We start from the raw sequence: 24,778 nt of genomic DNA, 5'->3' as shown, positions 1-24,778 counted from the left end.
GAAAGGAAGGCAATCAGGGCCTCAGTGTGCCGCAAGCGGCACCGGAGGCGTCAACGCTTGCCGAGCTTCTCGACGCGATCCAGCAGGCTGATCCAGAACGCGGCCGGCAACTCCGCCGACAGCGGCACCGCGAAGTGCCACTCGGTCGCGAAGGCCTTGCACTTGACCGCATCCTTCTCGGTCATCAGCACCGGCAACTCGCTCCCGAAACGCAGGTCCGCAGGCTGGTAGGCATGGTGATCGGCGAAGGCATGCGGCACCACGCCAATGCGGTGTGCGCGCAGCATGTCGAAGAAGCGCTGCGGGTTGGCGATGCCAGCCACGGCATGCACCCGCTGCCCCTGGAAATGGGAGAGGCGCCGCGCACGGCCGCCCTGCAGCGGCTGCGCACTGTCGATGCGAAGCTGCATCGGCCATTCGCCGAAGCCGCAGGCGGTCTGCGCTTCGGTGCCGTCACTGGCCTGGCCCATGTTGACCACGCGGAAATCGCAGTCGCGCGCACGGCTGGCCGGCTCGCGCAGCGGACCGGCGGGAATCAGGCGACCGTTACCGTAGCGGCGCTGGGCATCGACCACTTCGATTTCGATGTCGCGCGCCAGCCGGTAATGCTGCAGGCCGTCATCGCAGACGATGATGTCGCAGCCCGCCTCGACCAGCGCCTTGCCCGCCGCGACGCGGTCCGCATCGACCCGCACCGGCACGCCGGTTTTCCAGGCGATCAGCACCGGCTCGTCGCCGCCGACCGAGGTATCGGTACTGGCCAGCACCCAGCGCGGCGTGCCCGCCTCCTGGCGGCCATAGCCACGGCTGGCGACCCCCGGCTTCCAGCCCGCGTCGCGCAGGCGGTTGACCAGGGCAATCGTCAGCGGGGTCTTGCCGGTGCCGCCGGCGGTGACGTTGCCGACCACCACCACCGGCACCGGCAGCGAATGCCGTTTCAGCCAACGGCGGCGATAGGCCATCCGCCGCAGCGCGATCGCCGCGCCATACAGCGGTGACGCCAAACGCGCCAGGAACGGAATGGTGCTGCCGTCATACCAGTACGACGGCGTCTGCGTGCCCTTGCCTGCCATCAAGGCTGCCTTTCGCGGAACTGCATCCTGTGCAGGTGCTCGTACAGGCCACCCAGCGCCAGCAGTTCGTTGTGCGTGCCACGTTCAACGATGCGGCCGTGGTCCATCACCAGCACCTGATCAGCATGTTCGATGGTGGACAGGCGGTGCGCGATCACCAGCGTGGTCCGCTCGGGCATCAGGCGCTGCAGGGCGTCCTGCACCAGGCGTTCGGATTCGTTGTCGAGCGCCGCGGTGGCTTCATCCAGGATCAGAATCGGCGCGTCGCGCAGGATCGCGCGGGCGATCGCCAAGCGCTGGCGCTGGCCACCGGAGAGCAACGCGCCATTCTCACCAACCGGCGTCTGCAGCTGCTGCGGCATGCGGGCGATGAACTCCCACGCATTGGCAGCTTCGGCCGCCGCGCGGATCTGGTCTTCGGTGGCATCCATGCCGTAGGCGATGTTGGCGCCCACGGTGTCATCGAACAGCATGACCTTCTGCCCGACCATCGCCACCTGGCGACGCAGGTCGGCCAGCGGGTAGTCGTCCAGGGCCACGCCATCGAGCGTGATGCGGCCGCCGCTGGGCTCGTAGAAGCGCGGCACCAGGCGGATGAGGCTGGTCTTGCCGCTGCCGGAGCGGCCGACGATCGCCGTCACCGTGCCCGGCTTGGCCACGAAGCTGATGTCGTCCAGCGCGATGCCGGTGTCCTCGCGATAGCGCAGCATCACGTGCTCGAACGCGAGCTCGCCGCGCGCGCGGCCGATGCGCTGGAGGCCTTCGTCGCGCTCGACCGGCATGTCCAGAATCCCGAACAGGCGCTCGGCCGCAGCGACACCACGCGAGATCGAGGTCTGCACGCTGGTCAGGCGACGCAGCGAGGGAATGATCGCCATCATCGAGGTCATCAGGCCCATGAACTGGCCTGCATTGAGCTTGCCGGCCAGCGCCTCGCGGGTGGACACCCACACGATCACCGCCAGCGCCAATGCCGCCAGGAACTGCACCGTGCTGGAGGCCAGTGCGCGCGTGGTTTCGACCTTCATGTTCAGGCCGAGCATGCGGTTGGCCAGCCGGGAATAGCGCGAAATCTCGTGCGCCTGGGTGCCATGCACCTTCACTTCCTGCTGCGCGGCCAACGACTGTTCGGCGGTCTGCGCCATGCCGCCCATGCCGTCCTGGATGCCCCGGCTGATCCGGCGGTAACGCTTGCCGACGATCGAGACGATCACGCCGATCAGCGGCACCACCACCAGCATCGCCATGGTGACCTTGACGCTCATCTGCAGCATCACCACCAGCATGGCGATGATGGTGAGGGTATCGGCCACCAGGGTCTTGAGCGCATCGGCACTGGCCTGGGTGACCTGTTCGGTATCGAAGTTCAGGCGGCTGACCATCACCGGCGTGGCCTCGGCATCGAAGTGCGAGGACGGCAGGTGCAGGTACTTCTCCAGCACCTGCTCACGCAGGTCGCGCACCACGCTGCGCCCGGTGCGGGCCAGCGCGTAGTCGCTGACCAGGGTGGCCAGGCTGCGCATCATGAACAACCCGAGGATGGTCAGCGGCAGGATCACCGCCATGCGCGGCTCCGGGTTGACGAACCCCCGGTTGACCAGCGGCTCCATCAGCTTGGTGAAGCTGTAGCCGGCCAGCGCCTCGACCACCATCGCGATCACGGCCGCGACCATGAACACCCAGTACGCCCCGGTGTACCCGAGCAGCCGCTTGTAGATCGGCCAGACGGAAGAATGTTTCTTGCTCATGGACGCACCTCCGGCGCGGTAGCGATGGCGATGCGGCGGAAGCCCAGCTGGCCCAGGGCATCCTGGGCCGTGACCACGGCCTGATAAGGCGTACGCGCGTCGGCGCGCAACAGCACGGTCTGTTCCCGATCGCTGCCGGCGACGGCGGCAATCGTCTGCTTGACCGACTCGACGTCGGTGCGCAGCACTTCCTGATCGTTGATGAAGTAACGCCCCTCGGCATTGACCAGCACGCTCAGCGAGCGCGGCGGCTCGGTGGTGTCCTGCTGGCTGGCGGTCGGCAACTGCAACTGCAGCGTCGAGCGCGCGTCGAAGGTGGTGGTGACCACGAAGAAGATGATCAGGACGAGGATCACATCGATCAGCGGGACCAGATCGATATGCGGTTCGTCCTGGATCCGGTCATTGCGGATACGCATCCGTCAGCCCTTGACCGTGACCGGTGTGGCGCCGGCGGGGGCACCAGCGGCACGCGGGGCCGTGTTCATCACGCCCGGGCGGCCATCCAGCGCGTCCAGCAGGGCCGAAGCTTCCTGCTCCATCTCGATCACGTAGCCGGCGATGCGGCCCTTGAAGTAGCGATGGAACATCAGCGCGGGGATCGCCACGATCATGCCGGTGGCGGTGCACACCAGTGCCTTGCCGATACCGCCGGCCAGCTGGTTCACATCGCCCACGCCGTGGTCGAGGATGCCCATGAACATCTGGATCATGCCGACCACCGTGCCGAGCAGGCCCAGCAGCGGGCCGGCGGAGGCAATCGTGCCCAGGGCATTCAGGAACCGCTCCATGCGGTGAACCAGGTGCCGGCCGGCGTCTTCAATGCGCTCGCGGATCTGGTCGCGCGGGCGATTGCGTGCTTCCAGCGCGGTGGCAAGCAGCGCGCCCAGCGGCGAGTTGCCGCGCAGCGACTGGATGTGGCTCGGGTCGAGCTTGCCGCGTGCGGCCCAGTTGCGCACTTCCTGCCCCAGCCCCGGGGGCAGGACTTCATTGCGGCGCAGGGTCCAGAAACGCTCCAGGACAATTGCCAAAGCCAGTACGCCCAACAGCAGCAGCGGCAGCATCGGCCAGCCACCGGCCTTGACCAGTTCCCACACGTTTCAATCCTCCGGCCCAGCGGCCGCCTGTTTGATCGCCGATAGGATAGCAGCCGACCGGCTCCGCTCCGCGGCATCCCACCAACGCCGCTCGAAAACCCGTTGTTCACGCACCTGCAGGCCTTCACGCCCGAGCCAGATCCGCACCGCGCCGCTCTCGGCCGTGTTGAGCACCTCCGCCCCCACCGCCTGCCAGCGCGACACCACCTCGGCGCGCGGGTGGCCGAAGCGATTGCGATGGCCAGCCGAGACGATCGCCAGGCGCGGCGCGACGGCATCCACCCAGGCCGGGGTGGACGAGCTGGCACTGCCATGGTGCGGCACCACCACGGCTTCGGCCGCCAGCAGCGCACCTGCCTGCTGGAGCAGCCGCGCTTCGCTGCCTTTTTCGATGTCGCCGGCCAGCAGGATCGCCCCCCGGGCGGTTTCCAGCCGCAGCACGCAACTGCTGTCGTTGATCGACCGGGCTTCGCCGGGAAGGGGATGCAGCACCCGGAACGTGACCCCGTCCCACGCCCAGGATTGTCCGGCATGGCAGGCCGATGCGCGGCCACGCAGGGCGCCCTGCGGTGCCTGCACGACCGCATCGGGGAAGCTGCGGCGCACCCCGCGCAGGCCACCGGTGTGGTCGCGGTGGTCGTGGCTGATCATGATCCGGTCCAGCCGCCCCTGGCCCAGCGCACGCAGCGTGGGCACCACGATCCGCTCACCGGCATCGAAGCCATCGTCGGTCCCGGGGCCGGTGTCGTACAGCAGCGTGTGGCGGCGCGTGCGCACGACCACCGCCAGGCCTTGCCCCACATCCATCACCAGCAGCTCCACCTCGCCCTCGCCAGGCCCGTGACGCGCCGGCCATAGCAACGGCAGGCACAACAGCAGCGCCGCCACCCGCCCGCCACTGCCGCGCGGCAACAACAGCCAGAACACGCCGGACACCGCCGCCAGCAACGCCCAGCGGTTGGCCTGTGGCAGCCACCACAGCGACAGCTCGCTGCGCGCGGCATACCCGAACAGCCACCAGCTCGCGTCGAAGCACCATGCCGCCAGCTGCCAGGGCCAGCGCCCCGCCCCCTCGATCAGCGCCTCAAGCGCGGTACCGAGCAGTGCCAGCGGCACCACCACCATGGTCCACCACGGAATCGCCATCAGGTTCACCAGCGGACCGGCGCGCGAAGCCTGCCCGAACAGCGCCACGGTCAGCGGCAGCAACGCCACGGTGGCCACGCCCTGGGCACTCAGGAATCCGCGCAGCCAGCCCTGCTCGCGCCCCGGCAGGCACCAGATCAGCCACAGCACGCCGGCAAAGCTCAGCCAGAAGCCGGGGGCCAGAACCGCAAGCGGATCGAACAACAGCATCGCCAGCGCCGCCAGCGACAGCGACTGGGCGACCGTCGCCCGTCGCCGGCTGCAACGCGCCGTTGCCACCACCGCGATCATCAGCACGGTGCGCACCGTCGGCAGCGCGAAACCGGCCGCTGCTGCGTACAGCGCCGCACCTGCGACCGCCGCGGCTGCGGCGCCCATCGGGCGCGGTAGGTAAAGGCCCATCATCGGCAGGCACCGCCACAGCCCGCCTGCCAGCAGTGCGGCCACGCCAGCCACGACGCCGACATGGAAACCCGAAATCGCTACCAGGTGGGTCACCCCCAGCGCACGCAGGTCGTCCCAATCGGCCTGGCCAAGGCCACGGGTATCGCCCAGTGCCAGCGCCTGGACGAAGCGGCGGCCGTCGTCCTGGACCGCGCGGGCGATCGCGTCGGCCATCCGCTCGCGCCATGCCGGCAAGCCGGCCGGCTCGCCCAGTGGATGCGCCCGGGCGGGCTCGCGCACGTACCCACTGCCCGCCACCCGCTGCCGCAATGCATAGCCCTCGGCGTCGAACCCGCCCGGGTTCACCAGGCCACGCGGCGGCCGGACCCGCACGCTGAGCGACCAGCGCTCGCCTGCCCGCAGCGTGCGCCGGCGATCATCGGCGGCGCCACGGAATCCGTCGTACCAGCCCAGCGCCAGATCGCGACCGCGGAGTCTGGTGGGCATCGCCGGATCTTCGTCAACCCGGAAGCGGAAGCGGGTTCCCCCGGGGCCGTGGTCGGGGAGGCTGACCACCCGCCCGTGCAGCACGTGGTCGACGGCGGCGCTGCCGGGTGTCAGCTGCTGGGCAAGCCCGGCGTGGCCGTGGAAGGCCGCCCAGCCGAGACCGAAGAGGGCCGCGCCGAGGAGGCGCAGGCGGGAGGGCAGGATCCAGAGCAGAAGACCGACCGCCGCCGCAGCAACGCCCCATTCCATCGGCAGCAGCCGGGGCGAGAAGATGATCGCGCAGATGCCTGCCAACAGCGAAACGACACACGCTTTGCCGAAGATCGGGAAGGCGTCATCGGTGGCGTGATCGGCACTGTCGAGCACCCGCGACATGCGCAACGCCCCACTGAAAACCATACTGTGCTTGTTCCCACAGCGTGTGCCCATCGGCGCCGGACCTGCCCGTCTGTCGGAAACTTGGAGACTCACGGGACAGGGAAGAGCCTTGGCCTGGCCATGTGCGGGAGGCGTGACCTGCCATTGCAGCAGCCTGTATTCGCCGATAGTGTCCGAGCAGTGCTGGTGACTGGTATCCAGCCCCCCGACAGGAGGCGACCGTGGCGTTCGACTGGTTGAGCCGCGACATCCATCTGCACGTACGCCTTCATCCTGGTGGCGTGCTGCTGGCGCTGAGCTATGCCGTTGCCTTCTGGGCAGCTCGCAATGTTTCGGTCGACCAGCTCTATCTTCCTGCGGGCCTGCGCGTTGCCGCCCTGCTGCTTTGCCCACCGCGCTACTGGGTCTACCTGATTGCGGGCGAGTACGCCTTCTTCGCCCTAGCGCGGTACCCGCTGATCCCGCAGTATGGCCTTGCCTGGGCCGTGGTCGCTTCGGCCAGCCTCATGCCCGCCGTCGCAGGGATCGTGCACACGCATCGACGCTGGATGGCGTCGAGCAATGACACGTGGCTGCTATCGGTCGCACTGCTCGCGGCAATCGTGGTCACCGCCCTGAATCAGGGCCTTGCGTATCTACTCATGCCCACGCAGCACGTGGCCGTCTCCTGGGAAGGCGCTGCGCGATATGCCGTGGGGGACTATCTAGGCATTCTGTTGATCGCCCCCTTGGTCGTCATGTGGCGACGCAGGCGCATGGCTGCCGAATCAATGCGAGGCTGGACACTGGCAGCTGTAGTTTCTCTGGTAGTGATCGGCGTCAACTTGATGGTCCTGCTTCGCATGGATAGCACTGGCCTGCCAGGCTCCCATGACCCCGCCGCATTCACCGCACAGCAGATTCTTGCAGCAACTGGAACTGTACTGCTCCTGCTCGGCGCGACCACCTCGCACTACTATCATCGTTTCAGACAGAACGAGTGGCTGGGGCGCCGCGCCATCGCCATGACCAGGACCACGCTTGTCGCCGGCGAACAGGACAGGCGCGAGCGTGCTTGGTACCTGCGGAATGTCGGCGATGACATCGACCGGTCCCTGCAGAAAATCGCAAATACGCTCACGGCAAAGGGCCAGGAAGGCTTGGCCTTGGAGCTCCAGCGCTTGCATGCCGCACAATCGGGCGCGTTACGGGTGCAGGCGAACTTGGTTTACCCCGTCGAAATAGAATCCGCGGGCCTGTACGTAGCTCTCCGGGCCGGCGCGATCGCCGATGCCTGGGCACAGACGGATCGCGTCCTGCCCGCGCATTTGATGGGCGACCCCTGTGATCTGAGCCTTGATCTGCAGTTGGCAGCGTTCCGGAGCATGGCAGACGTCGTCGCGGTCCTGCTGACGGCAGAAAAAGGATCTCTACGTCTTCGCGCACGCACGATTCAACGTGGAGGACAGCAGGGCATCGTGGTGATCGCCGGGCTTCTGGATCCCCACCGGACGCTGGCACCCGGTACTGTGGAGCTCGCCAGGCAGGCGCTCGGTGCCCGCGCGCTGGCCTATCAGGGCAACGTGCAGTGCCGAGGCAACCGGATCCGCCTGGTGTTGAGGGAGACTCGTGGCTGCCAGGCAGAGCGACACGCCAGCGCGCCAAGAACACCTGCGCTTCCACGCAGCAACGTGAGCTTCTTCTGACTGGGCGCCAGAAAACGAAAAAGCCGGCCCATTGGCCGGCTTCGTCTTGTTCCACCTGTTCCCGTGGTTTCCCAGGTACTGAAGTGGTGGGCGGTACAGGGTTCGAACCTGTGACCCCTACCATGTCAAGGTAGTGCTCTACCGCTGAGCTAACCGCCCGTTTTGCTTCCCTGCCCCGCTGCGAATGCGTCGGTGCAGGCCGCGTATATTACGGATGCCCCCTGGAAAGCGCAACACTTTTGTGAAGATATTTCACGATGTGTTGTTCAGCCCAGACTGGCCTCCTTCAACTGGCGGATCTGGTCGCGTACCCGGGCCGCATCTTCGAACTCCAGATCACGTGCGTGCTGGTACATCTGCTGCTCCAGCGCCTGCAGGCGCTTGGCGATCTGGGCCGGGTCCATGGTGCGGTAATCGGTCGCCTCTTCGGCCACGCGACCGCCTTTGCCCTTGCCCTTCCCTTTGCCGCGCGCCTCCTTCTCGGCCGCTTCCGAACGCGCACCTTCGAGCACATCGGTGATCGGGCGCAGGACCGACTTGGGCACGATGCCATGCAGCTCGTTGTACTCGACCTGCTTGGAACGGCGGCGGTCGGTCTCGTCGATCGCAGCCTGCATCGAACGGGTCATCTTGTCCGCGTACAGGATCGCCTTGCCGCGCAGGTTGCGTGCGGCGCGGCCGATGGTCTGGATCAGCGAGCCGGTGGAGCGCAGGAAGCCCTCCTTGTCCGCATCCAGGATCGCCACCAGCGAGACCTCGGGCATGTCCAGGCCTTCGCGCAACAGGTTGATGCCGACCAGCACGTCGAACTTGCCCAGGCGCAGATCGCGGATGATCTCCACGCGCTCGACGGTATCGATATCCGAGTGCAGGTAACGCACGCGGATGCCGTGTTCGGTCAGGTATTCGGTGAGGTTCTCGGCCATGCGCTTGGTCAACGTGGTGACCAGCACACGGTCGCCGAGCTTGATGCGCTCGTTGACCTCGCTCATCAGGTCATCGACCTGGGTGCCGACCGGGCGGATCTCGACCACCGGATCGATCAGGCCGGTCGGGCGCACCACCAGTTCGGTGATCTCGCCTTCGGTCTCGCGCAGCTCATACGGACCCGGCGTGGCCGAAACATAGATGCTGCGAGGGCAGCGCTCTTCCCACTCTTCAAAACGCAGCGGGCGGTTGTCCAGCGCCGACGGCAGGCGGAAGCCAAACTCGACCAGCGTTTCCTTGCGCGACCGGTCGCCTTTGAACATCGCGCCGATCTGCGGAATGGTGACGTGCGATTCGTCGATCACCAGCAATGCATCCGGCGGCAGGTAGTCGAACAGCGTCGGCGGCGGATCGCCGGCGTTCTTGCCGGTGAGATGCCGGGAGTAGTTCTCGATGCCGTTGCAGTAACCCACCTCGGCCATCATTTCCAGATCGAACTGGGTGCGCTGCGCCAGGCGCTGCGCTTCCACCAGCTTGTTCTGCTCGTACAGCTGCTCCAGGCGCACCTTCAGTTCCGCCTTGATCGTATCCACGGCCGACAGCACGCGCTCGCGCGTGGTGGCGTAGTGGGTCTTGGGGTAGATCGTGTAGCGCATCATCTTGCGCAGGCTTTCACCGGTGAGCGGATCGAACATGCTGATCTGCTCGACCTCGCCTTCGAACAGCTCGATGCGCACCGCTTCGCTGTCCGATTCGGCCGGGAACACGTCCACCACTTCGCCACGCACGCGGAACGTGCCGCGATGCAGCTCGAACTCGTTGCGCGTGTACTGCAGCTGGGTCAGGTGCTTGATCAGGTCGCGCTGGTCGATCCGCTCGCCGGTGGAGAGGATCAGGCGCATCGACAGATAGTCCTCGGGCGCGCCGAGGCCGTAGATCGCCGAGACGGTCGCCACCACGATCGCATCCGGGCGCGACAGCAGCGTTTTGGTCGCCGCCAACCGCATCTGCTCGATGTGCTCGTTGATCGAACTGTCCTTCTCGATGAAGGTATCCGACGACGGCACATAGGCCTCGGGCTGGTAGTAATCGTAATAGCTGACGAAGTACTCCACCGCGTTGTGCGGGAAGAACGATTTGAACTCGCCGTACAGCTGCGCCGCCAGGGTCTTGTTCGGCGCCATCACCAGGGTCGGCTTCTGCACCTGCTGGATCACGTTGGCGATCGTGTAGGTCTTGCCGGACCCGGTGACGCCGAGCAGGGTCTGCTTGGCGATGCCCGCCTCGAAGTTGGCAGTCAGTTTCTCAATGGCCGCCGGTTGGTCGCCCGCCGGCGAATACGGGGATACAAGTTGGAAACGATCGCTCATGGTGCCGCCACTGCCGGGAAGCCTTCAGTATAACGGCCGGGTTGGTGACGGCTTGTTGAGGAATCCACCGATGCCTGGGGCCTGGTCAGGCTGATATTCAGCGTCGGCACCGGCGGGCAAGCTCAGGGCTCCCCGCTGACGGATGACCTGCCCCATGCGCCTCCGGCCCAGCCCGCGTGACCGAAGCGCTGGCCTCACCCTGATGGAGCTGATGGCCACCCTGGCGATCCTCGCGCTGGTGGTCGCCGTGGCGGCACCCAACCTGGCCGAGACCGTCTCCAGCCTGCGCGCCGATGCCCTGCGGCTGCAACTGAACTCGGCATTCGCCGGCGCTCGCATGGCCGCGGTGACACGGCGCGAGATCGTCACCATCTGCCCCAGCGACGATGGCCGGCGCTGCGCGTCGGAATGGAGCACGGGGTGGCTGACGTATCGCGATCCCCGTCGCCAGCCACAACCGGCCGAGGCAGACATCCTCCAGTACTACCCGGGGCAGACCGGCCTGACCCTGCGGGCTCCGGCCTCTGCCGGGCGCCCTCGCCTGCGGTTTCGTCCGGATGGCAGCAGCATGGGCGTCAACCTGACGGTCACCATCTGCACCCGAGGACAAAGACACAGCAAGGTGGTTGTCAACAATGCCGGGCGCGCCCGCTCGGAGCGACTGCGCGACCGCGCGCCCTGCTGATGCAGGACCGCCGGAAATGCCGGCACGAAAACGACAAAAGCCGCGATTGCTCGCGGCTTCTGCAGAATCTGGCGCCCGAAGTTGGACTCGAACCAACGACCCCCTGATTAACAGTCAAGTGCTCTAACCGGCTGAGCTATTCGGGCGGGGAGGCGCATTGTACGGGGCACTCGCGCGGAGGGCAACACCCTTGTGCATGCCGCCGCCCGTCACGTCACCAGCATTCGGAGAGCGTGCCCCCACTGGTCTTGACGTTGGCCTGGTTGATGCCGAGGTCGCCACACTTGTCCTTGGCCTGGTTTCCCTGTGCGGTCGCGGTCAGCGTGAACGTGGACTGGGTGCCGACGAACCCGACACTGTAGGCGGCCGTGCCCCCTTCGCGCGGCGAGCTGACCGAGTCCCCACCGCCGGGCAGCGTGAACCCTTCATAGGTGTTCTGCGTGGTGTGGAACCGCTCGGCCAGCTGCGCGTACTCGACCAGGTCGGCCTTGACCTGCCCGCGCTTGGACTTGCGCGTCTGCTCGACGTAACTGGGGTATGCGATACCGGCCAGAATCGCCATGACGATCACCACCAACATCAACTCGATCAGCGTGAATCCCCCCATCGCGCGGGCGGGGACAGCCGGCACGCGTCCGGCGCGGGCCAGGGTGGGAAACGAACGACTCATTGCAACTGCCTCCAGGACTGGCGTCCACAGGGATACGGCACGTACATGGGGACGCCGCCTGCCGCGGTGACCAGCATCTGGCAGGGCTCGGCGGGCGGGTCCACCGGGGGTGGCGTTCCGCCAGGTGAACCCGGTCCACCGCCGCCTGAGCTGTCGCCGGAAATCTTGCCGGGTGGCTGCTGGCGCGGCAGTACCTGCACCCCGACATCCTTCACCGGGGCGTTGCCGCCGGTCGACAGCGGAACCGCGGCCGTGCCAGCGCCGAACTTGGTGCCGGTCGGCGACCCGGCGCGCATTTTCGACAATGCCGGCGCACCGGACTGCGCACTCAGCCCGAACAGCCAGTTGGAGCCATCCGACGCACAGCTCTTGGTGGTTGGATTGGGCACATAGGTGGGCATGAAGACCACACCGGACGCCAGCGCGGGATACGCGAGGAAGCGCTCGCCCGCCGGCAGGTCGACATGCCAGCCGCGCGAATCGGCGGGGATCGTGCCCGGCGTCATCGTCCGCACATCACCCGAGGCAGAGACGGTATACGGACGCAGATCGGCCGCGGTCATCGTCAGGGAAGGCGTTTCGTCGGAGGCATCCAGGACCGCGTACAGGGACTGGATCGATTCGTCACGGACATCTTCGTTGAAGACGAAACTGCCCGTGCCGAAGAACAGCATCACACCACCGCGGTCACCATTGGTGGCGTTGATGCCGCCGGTGATCGGCTGACGGTAGGTCAAACCATTCCTGGTGCTGGTCTGCGTGGTGAACAGCGGCGTGGAAACCCTCGCACTGGTATCGCGCAGATCGAACTTCCATACCGCGCCCTTCTGGTCGGCCGCGTACACCGTATCGGCATAACCGTCACGGCCGCGCGCATTGCGGCCGCTGCCGGTCCAACGGTCGACCACCAGGATGTTGCCCAGGCCATTCTTGCCAGCCGGCGGGCTTCCTGCCGTCTCGGACGCTTCGATCATCGTGATGTTGGGGGAGCCGGTGCCGATGTCCACCATGAACAGCACCACCTTGCCACTGGCACTGCCATAACCATTGCCGAAGATGGCCTTCCAGGTCACGGTTCCGCTCGCGTCCTTGAACGGAACGATGACCGGCTTGCCCAGCACATGGCCGATATTGGCCTTCACGCCTTCAGAGCCGCTGAGGTCGTTGATTTCCCACAGGCGGCTGCCGGTGCCGAAGCTGCCCGGCTTGGTCACATCCAGTGCGAACACGCCGCGGCCGCCCGCGCCGGTACTGCCGACCAGTACGGTGCCCCAGCTGGTGCCGATACGCGCATCGGACACGGCGACCGGACCATCGACATAGTAGCGATGAGAAAACTTCTGGAAGGCCTGATTGTTCGGATCGAGCGGGAACAGCAGGTTGCCCATGTGCCCCATGGAGGTGGCGGGAATGTAGGCGAACGTTTCCGCGCCGCCGCTACTATCCATCGTACCGCTTACACCCATGCCGCCATCAAAGGCATGCAGCATGCCGTCGTTGGCGCCGACATAGACCATGTAACGCCCACTGCGTTTGGTCTCCAGGTAGGTGGCGTAGCTCGCGCCCAGGCCTTGATCCAGCCCGCGATAACCGTAGTCATCGATGGGGGCACTGATGACCGGCGACGAATTGATGATGTCGCCAAGCACCGTGGTGCGGTCGCGGAAGCGCCCCCCTCGCCGCGTTTCCAGACTCCTTTCGCCCAGCAGGTAGCTGACCGCGTTTGCGCGCGTCGCGCCGAGATCGGTCAGCTCACCAGCCGAACACCGGGCCATGCCCGGGTACAACGACGGGGACAGGTCACACAACGATTCCAGCGTGACACTGTTGCTGCTGAAAGGAAGCACGTCGGTGTTCGTACCGAAGAACACCTTGCGCGCGGTCGGCTGCGGCATCTTGGCGCTGGCTTCCCACGCGGTGGTGTACACCGCTTTGCGCGTGGCCTGGTCCACGGTGATCTGGCTCGCGGTGAGGCGGCTGAACCAGTCGGTCGATTCGTTGGCGATCTCGTAGTACGGCGCCACCGCCATCGAGCCGGTGCCGATGCGCGCGCCCGACTGCGCGTAGCTGCCCGAGGAAGATGCACCGGCCGTCACCGACGACAGCACGCGGCGCATGGCCTGGGTGATGTCGGCCGGGGTACGCGCGTTGATGAACTCGCCACGCGTGTTGACGGCGGCATGCCAGATGTCATCGATGGTGCTGATCGCACCGTTCTCGCGCTTTGGCCAGTTATTGTAGATGGAGGCGTTGGTATACGGGTCCTGGACGATATCGGGATTGAACAGCTTGCCGCGTCCGCCCAGGGTGATGCCGTAGAAATTGACGTGCAGGTTCTTCTGGCAATCCAGGCGCGGATCCGGGTTGGCCGTATTGCAGGCCTCCGGCACCGGCACCAGCCCGGGCGCGAGTTCCGGACGCAGTGGGGATTTGCCATCCTTGTTGATGTAGTACGAAGCGGCGATATCAGCCATCGTATTGTCGTGGCTATCCTTGAACGGGATGCCCATGTTGCCGTCGCCATTGGCATTGGCGACCTCCGGGCCATCAAGGTTGCTGTAGCCATCGGTGAACAGCATGACGGCGTTTTTCTGGCAAGCAAGCTGCACCGGCGCCTGATCATCGGTCCGGGTGAACTGGGTGGCGGCCGCCTTCACCGCCTGGCGATTGGGTGTACTGCCCGAGGCGTTCAACGCGATCATGTCAGCGTACAACGCACGCTTGTCGTCCTTGGTACCCAGATCGCGGATGGGCAACGCCGCACCCTTGTCGCTCATGTCGTAGTCGGCGTTGTCGTTGATCTTGAAATAGCCCACGCGCAGGTTGTCCACCGTCGCCATGGATCGGGTCATGCCGGCGATCATGGAGCGGTTGCGGTTGCCGTAGTAGGAGAACCAGTTGGCGAAGTTCTGCAACGCAACGCCGTCGGTGCTCTTGATCGTGTACTTCCACATCGTGCAACCCGTGCCACAGGCATTGGCGGCCTCCGTGCGCGCTACCGCCGTGTAGGCGCCAGGGCTCCCGGCCAACTCCGGAACCGGATCACTCTTCCCCGTGAACGGAAGAAAGAACGTCGCTGGAACGTAGGTGAAGGTCGCGTCGTACCGGGTTGGCTGGGTTTGATTCCTGCCCGCCACGTAGAAATCGGTGGTCTTCCACGTGTAGTCCTTGTTCGCCGCGTAGGGCGTTCCGTCCTTCCCGTTCGCCGCGAAGACAGTGCCCTGGGGCACCACCATTCCATCGACCATGTTGAACACACCGGTGGTGGCCGCGGTCAGATCCACCGTGTTGGCCGCGTTCGCCGCCAGACGTGGATCTATCAGGGTCTTGGACGTGGCTGCCTGAGCGTAATCGACCACCTTTTCCTGGTTGGTGTCATAGCGCATCCACGGCTCATACTTGATCGTGGGGTTGTAGAAGGCCGGGTTGTAGGTCGGGGAGCGTGCGAAGCCGAACTTGTCGAACGGTGCAATGCCGTAATACGCGCCGGAAATGCGCGTGCCCGGCAGCACGTAATAGAAGGCGCAGGTACCCGTAGTACTGAGCGTCTTGGTGCTGCTGAAGAAACTCTTGGCCGACGTATTCCAGCAGGCCTGGCCATCCGCCCCGGGGAACTGGGTCTGGAAGGTCATCGAGCCGGAGTTGTCGACCGTCATGATGAAGGCCGGCTGCGCCTGCACCTGGTTGTTCAACGGCACCTGGGACAGCGTCCCCTGCCCCTGCGCGGCGATCAGCTGATAGGTCAGCACCCCGCCGCCGACCAGAACGGCCAGTACCGACGCGGAAATGAGTGTGGTCCTGCGCGATACCATGGCGCGTCCTCAGAGCTTGAAAACCGTGTCGATCACGGTCGAAGAGGTGGGATGTTCTTCATCATCGGCGGCATAGCCGGTGATCTGATAGATCGGAATGGGGGTATCGCGCGGCCCGCCCAGGCCCACGCCGGTGCCGAAGGGCACGCAGGTATCGATCTGCCTGACCGTTACCGCTGGAACCGCATCGGAACTCTGCTCGCTGCCCCACTCTGAGGGGTCGAAGGCAGCATCGCAGCCGGCATCGATGTCGCCGGCGACGATCAGGCTGCCATCGGGCAGCTCCTGACGATTGGCGATTTTCTCCACCAGATGCTCGGCAGTGCGCACGGTCGCTTCGGTGTTCTGGAAGGACAGATTGCTCGCACGATAGTTGGCCGACATCTTCTCCTGCATGCCGGCGACCTGCATGCCCGCGATACCGATCAGCGCCAGCAGGATCAACATCACCAGCGCCACATACAGCACGGCGCCACGCTGGCGTTGTGGGGCCGGAGAACGAACGACGGGGCGGACGGAGGCGTGCATGTCAGTTCCCATAGAGTCGATTGCGCAAGGCCACCGATACTTCATAGCTGGCCCGGTAGCGGGTATCACGGGTATCGGACGGCGCGAACTCCACGCCCAGTGCGCCCTGGCGAGCCACCTTCTGCTGGGCCTGCAGCGCATCGGCCGGCTGCGGGCTGCGCGCCAGCACGCCGACCTGCACCAGGCCCACGCGTCGCCACTGCCCGGCCGCGGCCGCATCGGTGCCCGTGGAGACGCCACTGGCGGTTGCCTGCACGGTGATGTTGCCGATGGGCGAGGCATCGACACTGATGTCCGGGGTCGAATCCAGGCCGAACAGAACCTGCAGGTTTTCGATGCCTTCCACCAGCTCCTCATTGAGCTCGGCCGGGTACGCGCCGGCCGCATTGGCGCGGGCACGGCGCAACGCTGGCTCGCCGGACGCGCCGGCCCCGATGTAGTACACGATGGACTCGGCGCGGTAGACCAGCGTCTGCCCATTGGGCGGCGCGTACCTGGACAGGTCCGCGTTGGTCGCCGTGACGGTGCCCCCGGCGACGCTTCCCGGGAAAATGTCGACGTGGGCACAATCGGCGATACCGAACATGGTCGGCGCAGCGGGCGTGCCCTGGCTCAACCGGGCGGCGCGCTCGGTGTCCACCGTCAATTCACTGCCGCCGCTGTCCGCGGTGATGGCCGTGACCGGAACGCCTTCACCGGCCAGGAAGCGCAGTACCAGCACATCGCTGCCCCCCAGTGGATTCAGCCCGACGATCTCGGACGGCAGGTTGCCTGCGTCACTCCAGGCCTCGCCCAGGGTCAGGGTATCGCCCGGCGCGGTACCCCCCGCTTCATAGCCCTGCACCGCCACCGAAAAATCCAGCGGACTGCCGGCCCCGGACGCAGCGGTGAAATGATGGCGCGGGTCGCCCTCGTCCTTGATGAAATGCGCCTGATCGTTGACGCAGCCGTAATGGCCGGCCATGCGGATGTCGCGCTCGAGGAAATCGATCGCAAACCGGGCGTTTTCCTGGGTGCGTGCCACGCCTTCAGCCAACCTCGAGGCGGTGCGCGAGGCGATGAAGACCTGGATGACGCCCAGCATCAGCACGGTGCCGATCACCACCGCGACCATCAGCTCGATCAGCGACAGACCCGACTGCCTGCGCCGTGTATTCGGGAAAGGGCTCATAGCTGCGATGTCACGGTGAAGGTGGTCTTTTCATCGGGTTTGTCCTTGTCCCAGCGCTGGTCACCCCAAGCGATCTGGACGGTGACGCTGCCATCTTCGTAGGCCACGTTGGCACTGGCGGTCTCGCCCAATGCCTTGGCCACCTGGCACTGCCACCGCGCGACGTTCTGCTGGATGGTGACCGCATTGCCGGTCGGGCGGCCGCAGGCCCCGGCAACAGCCACCGTCCCGGGCGAGAACGATGCCGTGCTGTACCAGGCCGCCTGATAGCGATTGGCGCGCATCTGATCGATCAGGTCGTACGCCAGGTTGGTCGCCTGGGTGCGGTAGTTGGCGCTCTGGGTGAAGCGCACACTCATGGTCTGCAGCAGCGCGAAGCCGAGCAGGCCGAAAGCAAGCACGACAATGGCAACCAGCACCTCGATCAACGTGAAGCCACCCGGCGCTGCGCGCAGGCGGCGAGGATGCTTGCGCTTCATTGGCACGCTCCCTGGGCACTGCGTGCCTGGCCGGAGGAATTGATGGTCACGGTGCGCTGCATCGGTTGGCCGCTGCATTCGTCCGGCCGCAGGGACAGCGTCTGGTCGGCAGGCGCCTGGCGGCGACCTCGCCCGTCGAAACTGATGGCCACGTTGTCCGGCCCGTCCACCACCAGCCTGGGGTGGCCCTGGCTGTAGCGCAGGACCGTTTCGCCGGTTTCCAGGGTACCGCTGCCGTCGGGGTCGGCGAAGGCGAGGATGCCGCTGTTCCAGTCCCCGTCGCAGCTGGTGCCGGTGGCGCTGCCACAGACACCGCCGCCCTTGTTGTTGCGGATCGCCTCGCTGCGCGCGAGCGACAGCAGGCCCAGCGCTTCATTGTTGGCCGCGACCACCCGGTTGGAACGGATCACGCTCAGGAAATTCGGGAACCCCACCGCGACCAGCACGGCAAGCACCGCCATGGTCACCATGAGCTCAATCAGTGTGAAGCCGTTGGACCGGCGCAAAGACATGAAACGCTCCCCAGCGTTGATGACACAGAAGATGAACGCCCCGCCGCCGATCAGCAAGCGGCGGCAGGACGAACGGTCGCCCGGAGGCGACAGGCGTCAATGGGTTGACGCAGATCGAGAACCGGCAGCGGCCCCTGCCCGCCGCCGGCCAGGTCAGGCCCTCAGGCCATGACCTTGTAGCAGGGTTGGTACTCGCCGGAGATCTTCATCCGGCGCTGCTCGACGAAGGCGCGCAGCAGTTCATCCAGGGCCTGCATCATGTCCGCATCGCCGTGGATTTCGAACGGGCCGAACTGCTCGATGCGGCGCATGCCGTCTTCCTTCACGTTGCCGGCCACGATGCCGGAGAACGCGCGGCGCAGGTCGGCCGCCAGGGCATGTGGCGGACGGCCGTGGTGCAGGTCCAGCGACGCCATCGCCTCGTGGGTCGGCACGAACGGCTGCTGGTACTCCCACGGAATCTCGATGGACCAGTTGAAGAAGAACGAATCCTTCTGCGCCAGGCGGTGCTCGCGCACGCGCTTGATACCCTGGGCCATCTTGCGGGCGACGTTGACCGGGTCGCCGATGATGATCTCGTAGCGGCTGGCGGCCTCTTCACCCAGGGTGAGGCGGATGAAGCGGTCGATCTGCTCGAAGTACGGTGCGGCCACGGTCGGGCCGGTCAGGATCAGCGGGAACGGCAGGTCCTTGTTCTCTTCGCGCAGCAGGATGCCCAGCAGGTACAGGATCTCCTCGGCGGTGCCGACGCCACCGGCGAACACGATGATGCCGTGGCCGATGCGCACGAACGCTTCCAGACGCTTCTCGATGTCCGGCATGATCACCAGATGGTTCACGATCGGGTTCGGCGACTCGGCGGCGATGATGCCCGGCTCGGTCAGGCCGATGTAGCGCGTGGTGGTCTTGCGCTGCTTGGCATGGGCGATGGTGGCGCCCTTCATCGGGCCCTTCATCGCGCCCGGACCGCAGCCGGTGCAGATATCCAGCCCGCGCAGGCCCAGCTCGTAGCCGACCTGCTTGGTGTACAGATACTCATCGCGGCCAATGGAATGACCGCCCCAGCAGACGACCAGGTTCGGGTCGCCGGGGTTGAGGATGCGCGCATTGCGCAGCAGCCCGAACACCGCGTTGGTGATGCCCTCGGACGATTCCAGCTCGGCCGCGTAGGCCGGGCCCATCTCGATGGCCATGTAGGCCAGGTCGCGGACCACGGCGAACAGCAGCTCGGCCACGCCGCGGATGATCTCGCCATCGACGAAGGCCATCGCCGGGGCGTTGACCAGATCGATGCGCACGCCGCGGTCCTGCTGCGCCACCTGGATATCGAAATCGGGATACAGATCGCGCGCCGCGCGCGGATCGTCCGAGGCGCTGCCGCTGGTCAGCACGGCCAGCGCGCAACGGCGCAGCAGCTCGTGCATGCCGCCGCCGGAGGCGTCGCGCAGACGTGCCACTTCAGCGCGCGACAACACATCCAGCCCACCGCGCGGGTAGATCCGCGCGTCCTGCACCGGCAGCGTACGCGCCGGCTTTTCGTTGATCGTCATGTCCATCTTGTTCGCTTTCCTCAAGGTTACCGACTGTACCGCTGCCCCCTTAAAAAGCAAAACGGCCGGGAAACCCGACCGTTTGGATGTGTCCTGACCGCGACAGGGGCACTGGGCCGCCGCAATTGCACTGATTTCCGCGCAACCAACTGAATATACAGGCATGCACTACCCAGCACAACACTCAGTGGGGCGGCCGATGGAGACCGGGGCGCTCCAGCCGCCCCCGTCCTGACAGACAAAAAAAAAGCGACCGGGTTACCCCGGCCGCTTTTCAATCATCCACTAGGTCCGACGCATCAGAACTTGTAGCGGAAGCCCAGCTGCAGCGACCACTGCGACACACCGGTGTTGAAACCGTCGGCGTCCGCGTTGGCGAAGGCGCTGTCGGTCACGGTGGCGCTCGTGTTGCCCTGGCGCTCTGCACGGAACTCGTACAGGTACTTGCCAGTGGTCGGGTCGATGCCGCGGAAGTTGGCGATGCCCTGGTCAGCATAGAAGCCGAAGTCGTCGATGCGACCCCACTTCTTGTTGAGCAGGTTGCCCACGTTCTGGATATCGAGCCAGATTTCGGACTTGTGGCCCTTCATGAAGCCCGGCAACTGCTGGGTGATACGCACGTCAAAGGTGTTGACCCAACCGGCGCGAGCCGAGTTCTGCGGGGTCACCTGGCCGGCGTAACGGTTCAGCTGTGCATTGTTCTCCATCCATGCGAAGAAGGCTTCTTCCATGGCGGCACCGCCGGTGAACAGCACGTCGCCACGACCCTTCGGCACATAGAACAGGTCGTTGTAGGTGCGGCCGTCGCCGTTCATGTCGTTGGAGTACACGAAGCTGTACGGACGACCGGTACGGCCTTCATAGAACATGCCGACCTGGGTCTCGTAGTCACCGAAGAACGCATGCTTCCAGTTCACCGAACCCGAGATGCGGTTGCGGATCTCGTAACGCGAGCGCGCAAGCGCGTTCTCGTTGGCCTGGAAGATGTAGTTGTTGTTCCAGTTCGAGGTCGCCACCGAGGAGGTGTTGCTGGCAACTTCCTTCGCATCGGTATAGGTGTAGCCCAGGTTCCAGGCCCAGTCACTGTCCGGGCTGAACGGCTTGGCCAGGGACACGGTGAACTGCGCGGTGCGGCCCTTGTCGGTGTTGTCCAGCAGCACGGCATCGCTCACCCAGCTCGGGGTGGTCGACTTGGAGGTCGAGGCGTTGGCAATGTTGCCCCAGTAGAAGTTGCGACCGTCCGGACCGCCGGTGTAGCTCGGCTGCATCAGTTCCAGGCGCTTGAAGTACAGACCATCCTTGACCTTGGTCACCAGCAGCTCGGCCGATGCGACCAGACCGTTCCACGGCAGTTCGTGATCGAACGCCAGATTGGCCTTGTACACGGACGGGGTGCGGAAATCGTCGGAGACGAAGTTCACGACCTGCTGTGCCGGACGGTTGCGGTTGTTGTACGGGTAATCGGTGCCCTGGGTGAAGTTCACGCCGTTGTTGGCGTAGATGTTGCCCAGCCACACCTGCGGCGCTTCACCACGGAAGAGGCCAACGCCACCGCGCAGCTGCGTCGGGCGATCGCTGTCGAAGGTGTAGTTGAAGCCCACGCGCGGCTGCACCAGGAAGCCGTTGTCGCCGATCGAACGGTTGTCGTAACCGAAGAACTCGCTGGCGCGCTGGTTGTAGGCCGTGTCCTTGTTGGTGTCGTACTTGTCCGCACGCACGCCCAGGGTCAGGGTCAGGTTGTTGTTGACGTACCACGTGTCCTGCACGAACAGGCCCAGGGTGGTGTAGTCGTAGTCGGCCGCAAGGCTCTCCACGCCACCGTCCACCGGGTTGCGCCAGGTGCTGACCACCGGCGTGTTGTTACGGAAGCCTTCGATGCCGTTGTAGACCAGGTAACCGTCAATGTTCGGTGCGTACAGGTTGTAGATTTCGTTCTTGCTGTAATCCGCACCGAACTTCACGTCATGGTCGCCCAGGGTGAGCGTGCCGGAGGCGAAGTAGTTCCAGGTCTTGGTGTACAGCTCGTTGTACTGGGTGTTGGCTTCGGTACCCAGGTACAGGGTCGGGTTGGCGACCGACTCACGGTTCGAGTTCAGACCGCCGAAACCGATCAGGATCGCCGGAGTACCCGGAGCCGACGGATTACGGATGGCCGAGTAATCGCGGTAGCTGGCCTTGATTTCGGTCGAGAAGTTGTCGCTCCAGTCGCTGAACAGCTGGCCGACGTAGGACTCGATCTTCTTGTCGTGCTGGTACCAGTACGAGCTGATCGAGGCACCGGTGGTCTGGCCGTAGCCGTTGATGCGCAGCTTGTCCTGCTCCAGCTTGCTGTAGCGGAAGCTCGCACGCTGATTGTCGGTGATGTTCCAGTCCAGCTTCAGCGCGTACTCTTCGAGGTTGGTGTCCGAAGCGGCGTCGTAGCTGCCCGCCGACACGCCATAGCGCTCCTGGAAGATCTGCTGGGCCTGCGCGATCTGGGCATCGGTGATGGTGCCGGCGCCGATGGCGCTGCCGGCGATGTCGGCGCCCGGGGCGGACTGCTCGAACTTCTCATAGTTGGCGAAGAAGAACAGCTTGTCCTTCACCAGCGGGCCACCCAGCGTGAAGCCGTAGGTCTTCTCGTCTTCGAAACCGTTGAACTTGCCGCCACCCGGGTTGTCACCGAACCAGCTGCCGTCACGCATGTAGCCGTAGACCGAGCCGTGGAACTCATTGGTACCCGACTTGGTCACGGCATCAACCACAGCGCCGGTGGCGCCGGTGATGGTGATGTCGTAGCTGGACAGGTCGACGTTGATGGCTTCGATGGCTTCCATCGAAACCGGCTGGCGACGGGTCGGGAAGCTGTTGCCTTCCAGGCCAAAGGTGTCGCTGGCGGACACGCCATCGATACGGACGGCGTTGTAGCGCGGGTTCTGGCCGCCGGCGCTGATGCTGCCCGAAGCACGGTCAACGAAAGCGACGCGCGGGTCCAGGCGCATCATGTCCTGGATGTTGCCGCCGACGGACGGCATGGCTTCGATCGTTTCCTGGCTGATCGACGTGCCCGAGCCCATCTTGGTGGCGCTGAACACTTCCGAGCCTGCGGCCACGGCGGTGACCTGCACGGCATCGAGGTTCGTTGCAGCGAGGTCGCCGGTCAGTGCCGCATTGACGGTACCGATCTGGTTGACGCCGAGGTACACACCCTCTTCCGTCTTGGTGCCTTCACCCGGCTTGTTGATGGTGATGGTGTACGGACCACCCACGCGCAGGCCGCGCGCGTTGTAACGACCCGATGCATCGGTCGTGGCGCGGCTGACGGTGCCCGACTCGGTGTGCGTGATGGTGACTTCTGCACCGACGACAGGCGCGCCTGCAGCTGACGTGACCTGACCGCCCACACCGGAAGAGGTGCTCTGGGCGAAGGCGGGAGCGGCGGCAAGTGCAGCCACGAGACCAAGCGTGAGCTTGGACATCCGGAGACAACGGGAGTGGGTCATTGGGGAGTAGCCTCGATGCGAGATTGGCGATGGCGGAGAAAAAAACGCGCCCAAGCAGCCTTGCTGGCGGCTGACTGGACTTTTATCTGGGTTCCCTAGCCGCGAGCTGGTTTCAGCCGCAACGGTTAACACTAGATTAACACGATAGCCTCGGATTGTGACGGTTTGGCGACAAAACACACGCCATCACAACGGGATCATGACGCCATCTTCACATTTGATTGTGACCGGCTGAATGCGGGCTACCGAGGGCCTCACCGGTGTCTGGTTGGCGTTCTGCGGGTTGGCTGGGGAGCCGGCCAGCGGCCGGCACTACCTAGTAGGCCCGGGACACATTCAGGAGGCTCTGGGCACGTTGAGGAGGCCCGGGGCACGTTCGCGCCAGCGGTGACGCCTTTGCCGCGCTCAGGCGTCGAGAATCAGGCCGCGATACGCCGCGCCGGCAGCGGACAACAGCAGGACCGCGGCGGCGGCACACTCGGCCGGGTCACGGGCGGTGCGGTCCTCATCCAGCGAGAATGCACGGGCGCGCAGGGCCGTGCGCATCGGGCCCGGCTGCAGGCCACTGACCCGGACCGGGCTGCGGCCGAGTTCGTCATGCAGCGAGGCGATCAGCCCACGCAGGCCGTGCTGGGCGGCGCCGTAGCCCCCCCAATAGGCCTGCCCCACCCGTGCCGGATCGTCCACGGTGAACACCAGCGCGGCATCGTCGCTCTGGCGCAGCAGCGGCAGGCAGCCCTGGGCCAGCCAGGCCGGCGCGGTCAGGTTCACGTGCACGGCGCGGGCGAAGGCGGCCGGGTCAGCCAGCTCGAACGGGGTCAGCCCGGCGAAATCGGCCGCACAGTAGAGCACCCCATCCAGGTGGCCAAGTTCGGATTGCAGGCGTTCGGCCAGGGTCGCGTAATCGTCGGGGGTAGCCCCTTCCAGATCCAGCGGATACAGCAGCGGCTCGGGACCGGCTGCCTCGACGGCGGCATAGACCCGGTCCAGGCGGCGCGGTTTGCGCCCCAGCAGGACCACGGTTGCCCCGGCCTGCGCGCAGGCCACGGCTGCGGCGCTGCCAAAGCCTCCCCCGGCCCCGGCGATGAGAATGACGCGATCGGCGAGCGATCCGGTCCCGACCACCACGGACGGGACCGCGCTCACGGCTGGGAGGCCTCTTCGACGATCCGCTTGAGCTCGCCGGATTCGAACAGCTCCAGCACGATGTCGCAGCCACCGATCAGCTCGCCGTGGATGAACAGCTGCGGGAAGGTCGGCAGGTTGGAGAAGCGCGGCAGGTTGGCGCGGATCTCGGGTTCTTCCAGCACGTTGACCGTGCGCAGCGCGATCGCGCCGGCGGCCATCAATGCCTGGATGGCACGGCTGGAAAAGCCGCACATGGGATATTGCGGAGTGCCCTTCATGAACAACACGAGGGGGTAACGTTCGACTTCGGACTGGATCTGCTGCATCACCGCCACAACGACTCTCCCTCCAATGGGACAACCCGGCCTCACCGGTCGGATAGACTTCCCTGGCCGCCATTGTATGCCCTACCTTCGCGTGGTGGGCACCCTGCCATCGGCCACACT

18 protein-coding genes and 2 tRNA genes are annotated in these 24,778 nt (G+C 65.6%); 2 read left to right on the top strand and 18 right to left on the bottom strand.

Annotation, left to right across the window (positions count from 1 at the left end; all coding sequences use genetic code 11):
- Positions 1–50: 50 nt before the first annotated feature.
- From lpxK to BIZ42_RS16030, 5 genes are read right to left on the bottom strand one after another with little or no spacing between them, the layout of a single operon-like run.
- Positions 51–1,073, bottom strand: a complete 1,023-nt coding sequence (lpxK, locus tag BIZ42_RS16050) for a tetraacyldisaccharide 4'-kinase (RefSeq protein ID WP_070427012.1) — start codon at positions 1,071–1,073, stop codon at positions 51–53.
- The gene (msbA, locus tag BIZ42_RS16045) at positions 1,073–2,821 is read right to left on the bottom strand and encodes a lipid A export permease/ATP-binding protein MsbA (protein WP_070427011.1); all 1,749 of its coding nucleotides are present in this window, start codon (positions 2,819–2,821) and stop codon (positions 1,073–1,075) included. Before msbA ends, lpxK begins: the two co-directional genes overlap by 1 nt.
- Entirely contained in the window at positions 2,818–3,240 is a 423-nt protein-coding gene (locus tag BIZ42_RS16040) for a biopolymer transporter ExbD (RefSeq protein WP_019183376.1), read from the bottom strand. The genes msbA and BIZ42_RS16040 overlap by 4 nt, the downstream gene beginning before the upstream one ends.
- Before the next feature lie 3 nt (positions 3,241–3,243).
- Positions 3,244–3,918 (bottom strand): MotA/TolQ/ExbB proton channel family protein, encoded by a 675-nt coding sequence (locus BIZ42_RS16035; RefSeq protein ID WP_070427010.1) that lies wholly within the window; start codon positions 3,916–3,918, stop codon positions 3,244–3,246.
- A gap of 3 nt (positions 3,919–3,921) precedes the next feature.
- Positions 3,922–6,330, bottom strand: coding sequence for a DNA internalization-related competence protein ComEC/Rec2 (locus BIZ42_RS16030; RefSeq protein ID WP_070427009.1), 2,409 nt, complete (start codon positions 6,328–6,330; stop codon positions 3,922–3,924).
- A gap of 224 nt (positions 6,331–6,554) precedes the next feature.
- On the opposite strand from BIZ42_RS16030, the gene BIZ42_RS16025 reads away from it, so the two are divergent.
- Positions 6,555–8,018, top strand: a complete 1,464-nt coding sequence (locus BIZ42_RS16025) for an MASE1 domain-containing protein (protein WP_083279880.1) — start codon at positions 6,555–6,557, stop codon at positions 8,016–8,018.
- Positions 8,019–8,102: 84 nt separating this feature from the next.
- On the opposite strand, the gene BIZ42_RS16020 is transcribed toward BIZ42_RS16025, so the two are convergent.
- Positions 8,103–8,177 (bottom strand) — tRNA-Val (locus tag BIZ42_RS16020).
- 107 nt (positions 8,178–8,284) lie between these two features.
- Complete coding sequence (gene uvrB, locus BIZ42_RS16015; protein ID WP_019183381.1) at positions 8,285–10,315, bottom strand: excinuclease ABC subunit UvrB; 2,031 nt, start codon at positions 10,313–10,315, stop codon at positions 8,285–8,287.
- A 202-nt stretch (positions 10,316–10,517) separates the two neighbouring features.
- On the opposite strand from uvrB, the gene BIZ42_RS16010 reads away from it, so the two are divergent.
- Positions 10,518–11,000: a GspH/FimT family pseudopilin gene (locus tag BIZ42_RS16010; RefSeq protein ID WP_051010499.1), complete on the top strand. Its 483-nt coding sequence runs from the start codon at positions 10,518–10,520 to the stop codon at positions 10,998–11,000.
- 69 nt (positions 11,001–11,069) lie between these two features.
- Here the strand turns inward: BIZ42_RS16010 and BIZ42_RS16005 are convergent.
- From BIZ42_RS16005 to grxD, 11 genes are all read right to left on the bottom strand, one after another.
- Positions 11,070–11,146 (bottom strand) — tRNA-Asn (locus tag BIZ42_RS16005).
- Between the two features lie 68 nt (positions 11,147–11,214).
- Complete coding sequence (locus BIZ42_RS16000) at positions 11,215–11,607, bottom strand: type IV pilin protein (protein ID WP_070427008.1); 393 nt, start codon at positions 11,605–11,607, stop codon at positions 11,215–11,217.
- Between the two features lie 59 nt (positions 11,608–11,666).
- On the bottom strand, positions 11,667–15,482 hold the full coding sequence (locus BIZ42_RS15995; RefSeq protein ID WP_070427007.1) for a PilC/PilY family type IV pilus protein: 3,816 nt from the start codon (positions 15,480–15,482) through the stop codon (positions 11,667–11,669).
- Between the two features lie 9 nt (positions 15,483–15,491).
- Positions 15,492–16,010: a PilX N-terminal domain-containing pilus assembly protein gene (locus BIZ42_RS15990; protein WP_070427006.1), complete on the bottom strand. Its 519-nt coding sequence runs from the start codon at positions 16,008–16,010 to the stop codon at positions 15,492–15,494.
- A 1-nt stretch (position 16,011) separates the two neighbouring features.
- Positions 16,012–17,181: a PilW family protein gene (locus tag BIZ42_RS15985; protein WP_070427005.1), complete on the bottom strand. Its 1,170-nt coding sequence runs from the start codon at positions 17,179–17,181 to the stop codon at positions 16,012–16,014.
- Positions 17,178–17,660: a type IV pilus modification protein PilV gene (gene pilV / locus BIZ42_RS15980; protein WP_070427004.1), complete on the bottom strand. Its 483-nt coding sequence runs from the start codon at positions 17,658–17,660 to the stop codon at positions 17,178–17,180. Before pilV ends, BIZ42_RS15985 begins: the two co-directional genes overlap by 4 nt.
- On the bottom strand, positions 17,657–18,172 hold the full coding sequence (locus BIZ42_RS15975; protein WP_070427572.1) for a GspH/FimT family pseudopilin: 516 nt from the start codon (positions 18,170–18,172) through the stop codon (positions 17,657–17,659). Before BIZ42_RS15975 ends, pilV begins: the two co-directional genes overlap by 4 nt.
- A gap of 161 nt (positions 18,173–18,333) precedes the next feature.
- Positions 18,334–19,722 carry a nucleotide 5'-monophosphate nucleosidase PpnN gene (ppnN, locus tag BIZ42_RS15970; RefSeq protein ID WP_026070247.1) on the bottom strand — a complete coding sequence of 463 codons (1,389 nt, stop codon included), beginning with the start codon at positions 19,720–19,722 and terminating at the stop codon, positions 18,334–18,336.
- A gap of 299 nt (positions 19,723–20,021) precedes the next feature.
- Positions 20,022–23,204 carry a TonB-dependent receptor gene (locus BIZ42_RS15965; protein ID WP_172838055.1) on the bottom strand — a complete coding sequence of 1,061 codons (3,183 nt, stop codon included), beginning with the start codon at positions 23,202–23,204 and terminating at the stop codon, positions 20,022–20,024.
- A gap of 405 nt (positions 23,205–23,609) precedes the next feature.
- Entirely contained in the window at positions 23,610–24,350 is a 741-nt protein-coding gene (locus tag BIZ42_RS15960; RefSeq protein ID WP_070427002.1) for an SDR family NAD(P)-dependent oxidoreductase, read from the bottom strand.
- The gene (gene grxD, locus BIZ42_RS15955; RefSeq protein WP_019186185.1) at positions 24,347–24,667 is read right to left on the bottom strand and encodes a Grx4 family monothiol glutaredoxin; all 321 of its coding nucleotides are present in this window, start codon (positions 24,665–24,667) and stop codon (positions 24,347–24,349) included. The genes BIZ42_RS15960 and grxD overlap by 4 nt, the downstream gene beginning before the upstream one ends.
- Positions 24,668–24,778 lie beyond the last annotated feature (111 nt).

The sequence above is a fragment of the Stenotrophomonas sp. LM091 genome (assembly GCF_001806305.1).
GTDB classification, from domain to species: Bacteria; Pseudomonadota; Gammaproteobacteria; order Xanthomonadales; family Xanthomonadaceae; genus Stenotrophomonas; species Stenotrophomonas bentonitica_A.
Note: the sequence above shows the minus strand (reverse complement) of the source record. Positions and strands in the feature narration are given on the sequence as shown.

Excerpts from the sequence above, each read along its gene's own strand:
- lpxK (WP_070427012.1), bottom strand. The coding sequence starts at position 1,073 with ATGGCAGGCAAGGGCACGCAGACGCCGTCGTACTGGTATGACGGCAGC.
- msbA (WP_070427011.1), bottom strand. The coding sequence starts at position 2,821 with ATGAGCAAGAAACATTCTTCCGTCTGGCCGATCTACAAGCGGCTGCTC.
- BIZ42_RS16040 (WP_019183376.1), bottom strand. The coding sequence starts at position 3,240 with ATGCGTATCCGCAATGACCGGATCCAGGACGAACCGCATATCGATCTG.
- BIZ42_RS16030 (WP_070427009.1), bottom strand. The coding sequence starts at position 6,330 with ATGTCGCGGGTGCTCGACAGTGCCGATCACGCCACCGATGACGCCTTC.
- uvrB (WP_019183381.1), bottom strand. The coding sequence starts at position 10,315 with ATGAGCGATCGTTTCCAACTTGTATCCCCGTATTCGCCGGCGGGCGAC.
- BIZ42_RS16010 (WP_051010499.1), top strand. The coding sequence starts at position 10,518 with ATGGAGCTGATGGCCACCCTGGCGATCCTCGCGCTGGTGGTCGCCGTG.
- BIZ42_RS16000 (WP_070427008.1), bottom strand. The coding sequence starts at position 11,607 with ATGGGGGGATTCACGCTGATCGAGTTGATGTTGGTGGTGATCGTCATG.
- BIZ42_RS15995 (WP_070427007.1), bottom strand. The coding sequence starts at position 15,482 with ATGGTATCGCGCAGGACCACACTCATTTCCGCGTCGGTACTGGCCGTT.
- BIZ42_RS15990 (WP_070427006.1), bottom strand. The coding sequence starts at position 16,010 with ATGCACGCCTCCGTCCGCCCCGTCGTTCGTTCTCCGGCCCCACAACGC.
- BIZ42_RS15985 (WP_070427005.1), bottom strand. The coding sequence starts at position 17,181 with ATGAGCCCTTTCCCGAATACACGGCGCAGGCAGTCGGGTCTGTCGCTG.
- pilV (WP_070427004.1), bottom strand. The coding sequence starts at position 17,660 with ATGAAGCGCAAGCATCCTCGCCGCCTGCGCGCAGCGCCGGGTGGCTTC.
- BIZ42_RS15975 (WP_070427572.1), bottom strand. The coding sequence starts at position 18,172 with ATGTCTTTGCGCCGGTCCAACGGCTTCACACTGATTGAGCTCATGGTG.
- ppnN (WP_026070247.1), bottom strand. The coding sequence starts at position 19,722 with ATGACGATCAACGAAAAGCCGGCGCGTACGCTGCCGGTGCAGGACGCG.
- BIZ42_RS15965 (WP_172838055.1), bottom strand. The coding sequence starts at position 23,204 with ATGACCCACTCCCGTTGTCTCCGGATGTCCAAGCTCACGCTTGGTCTC.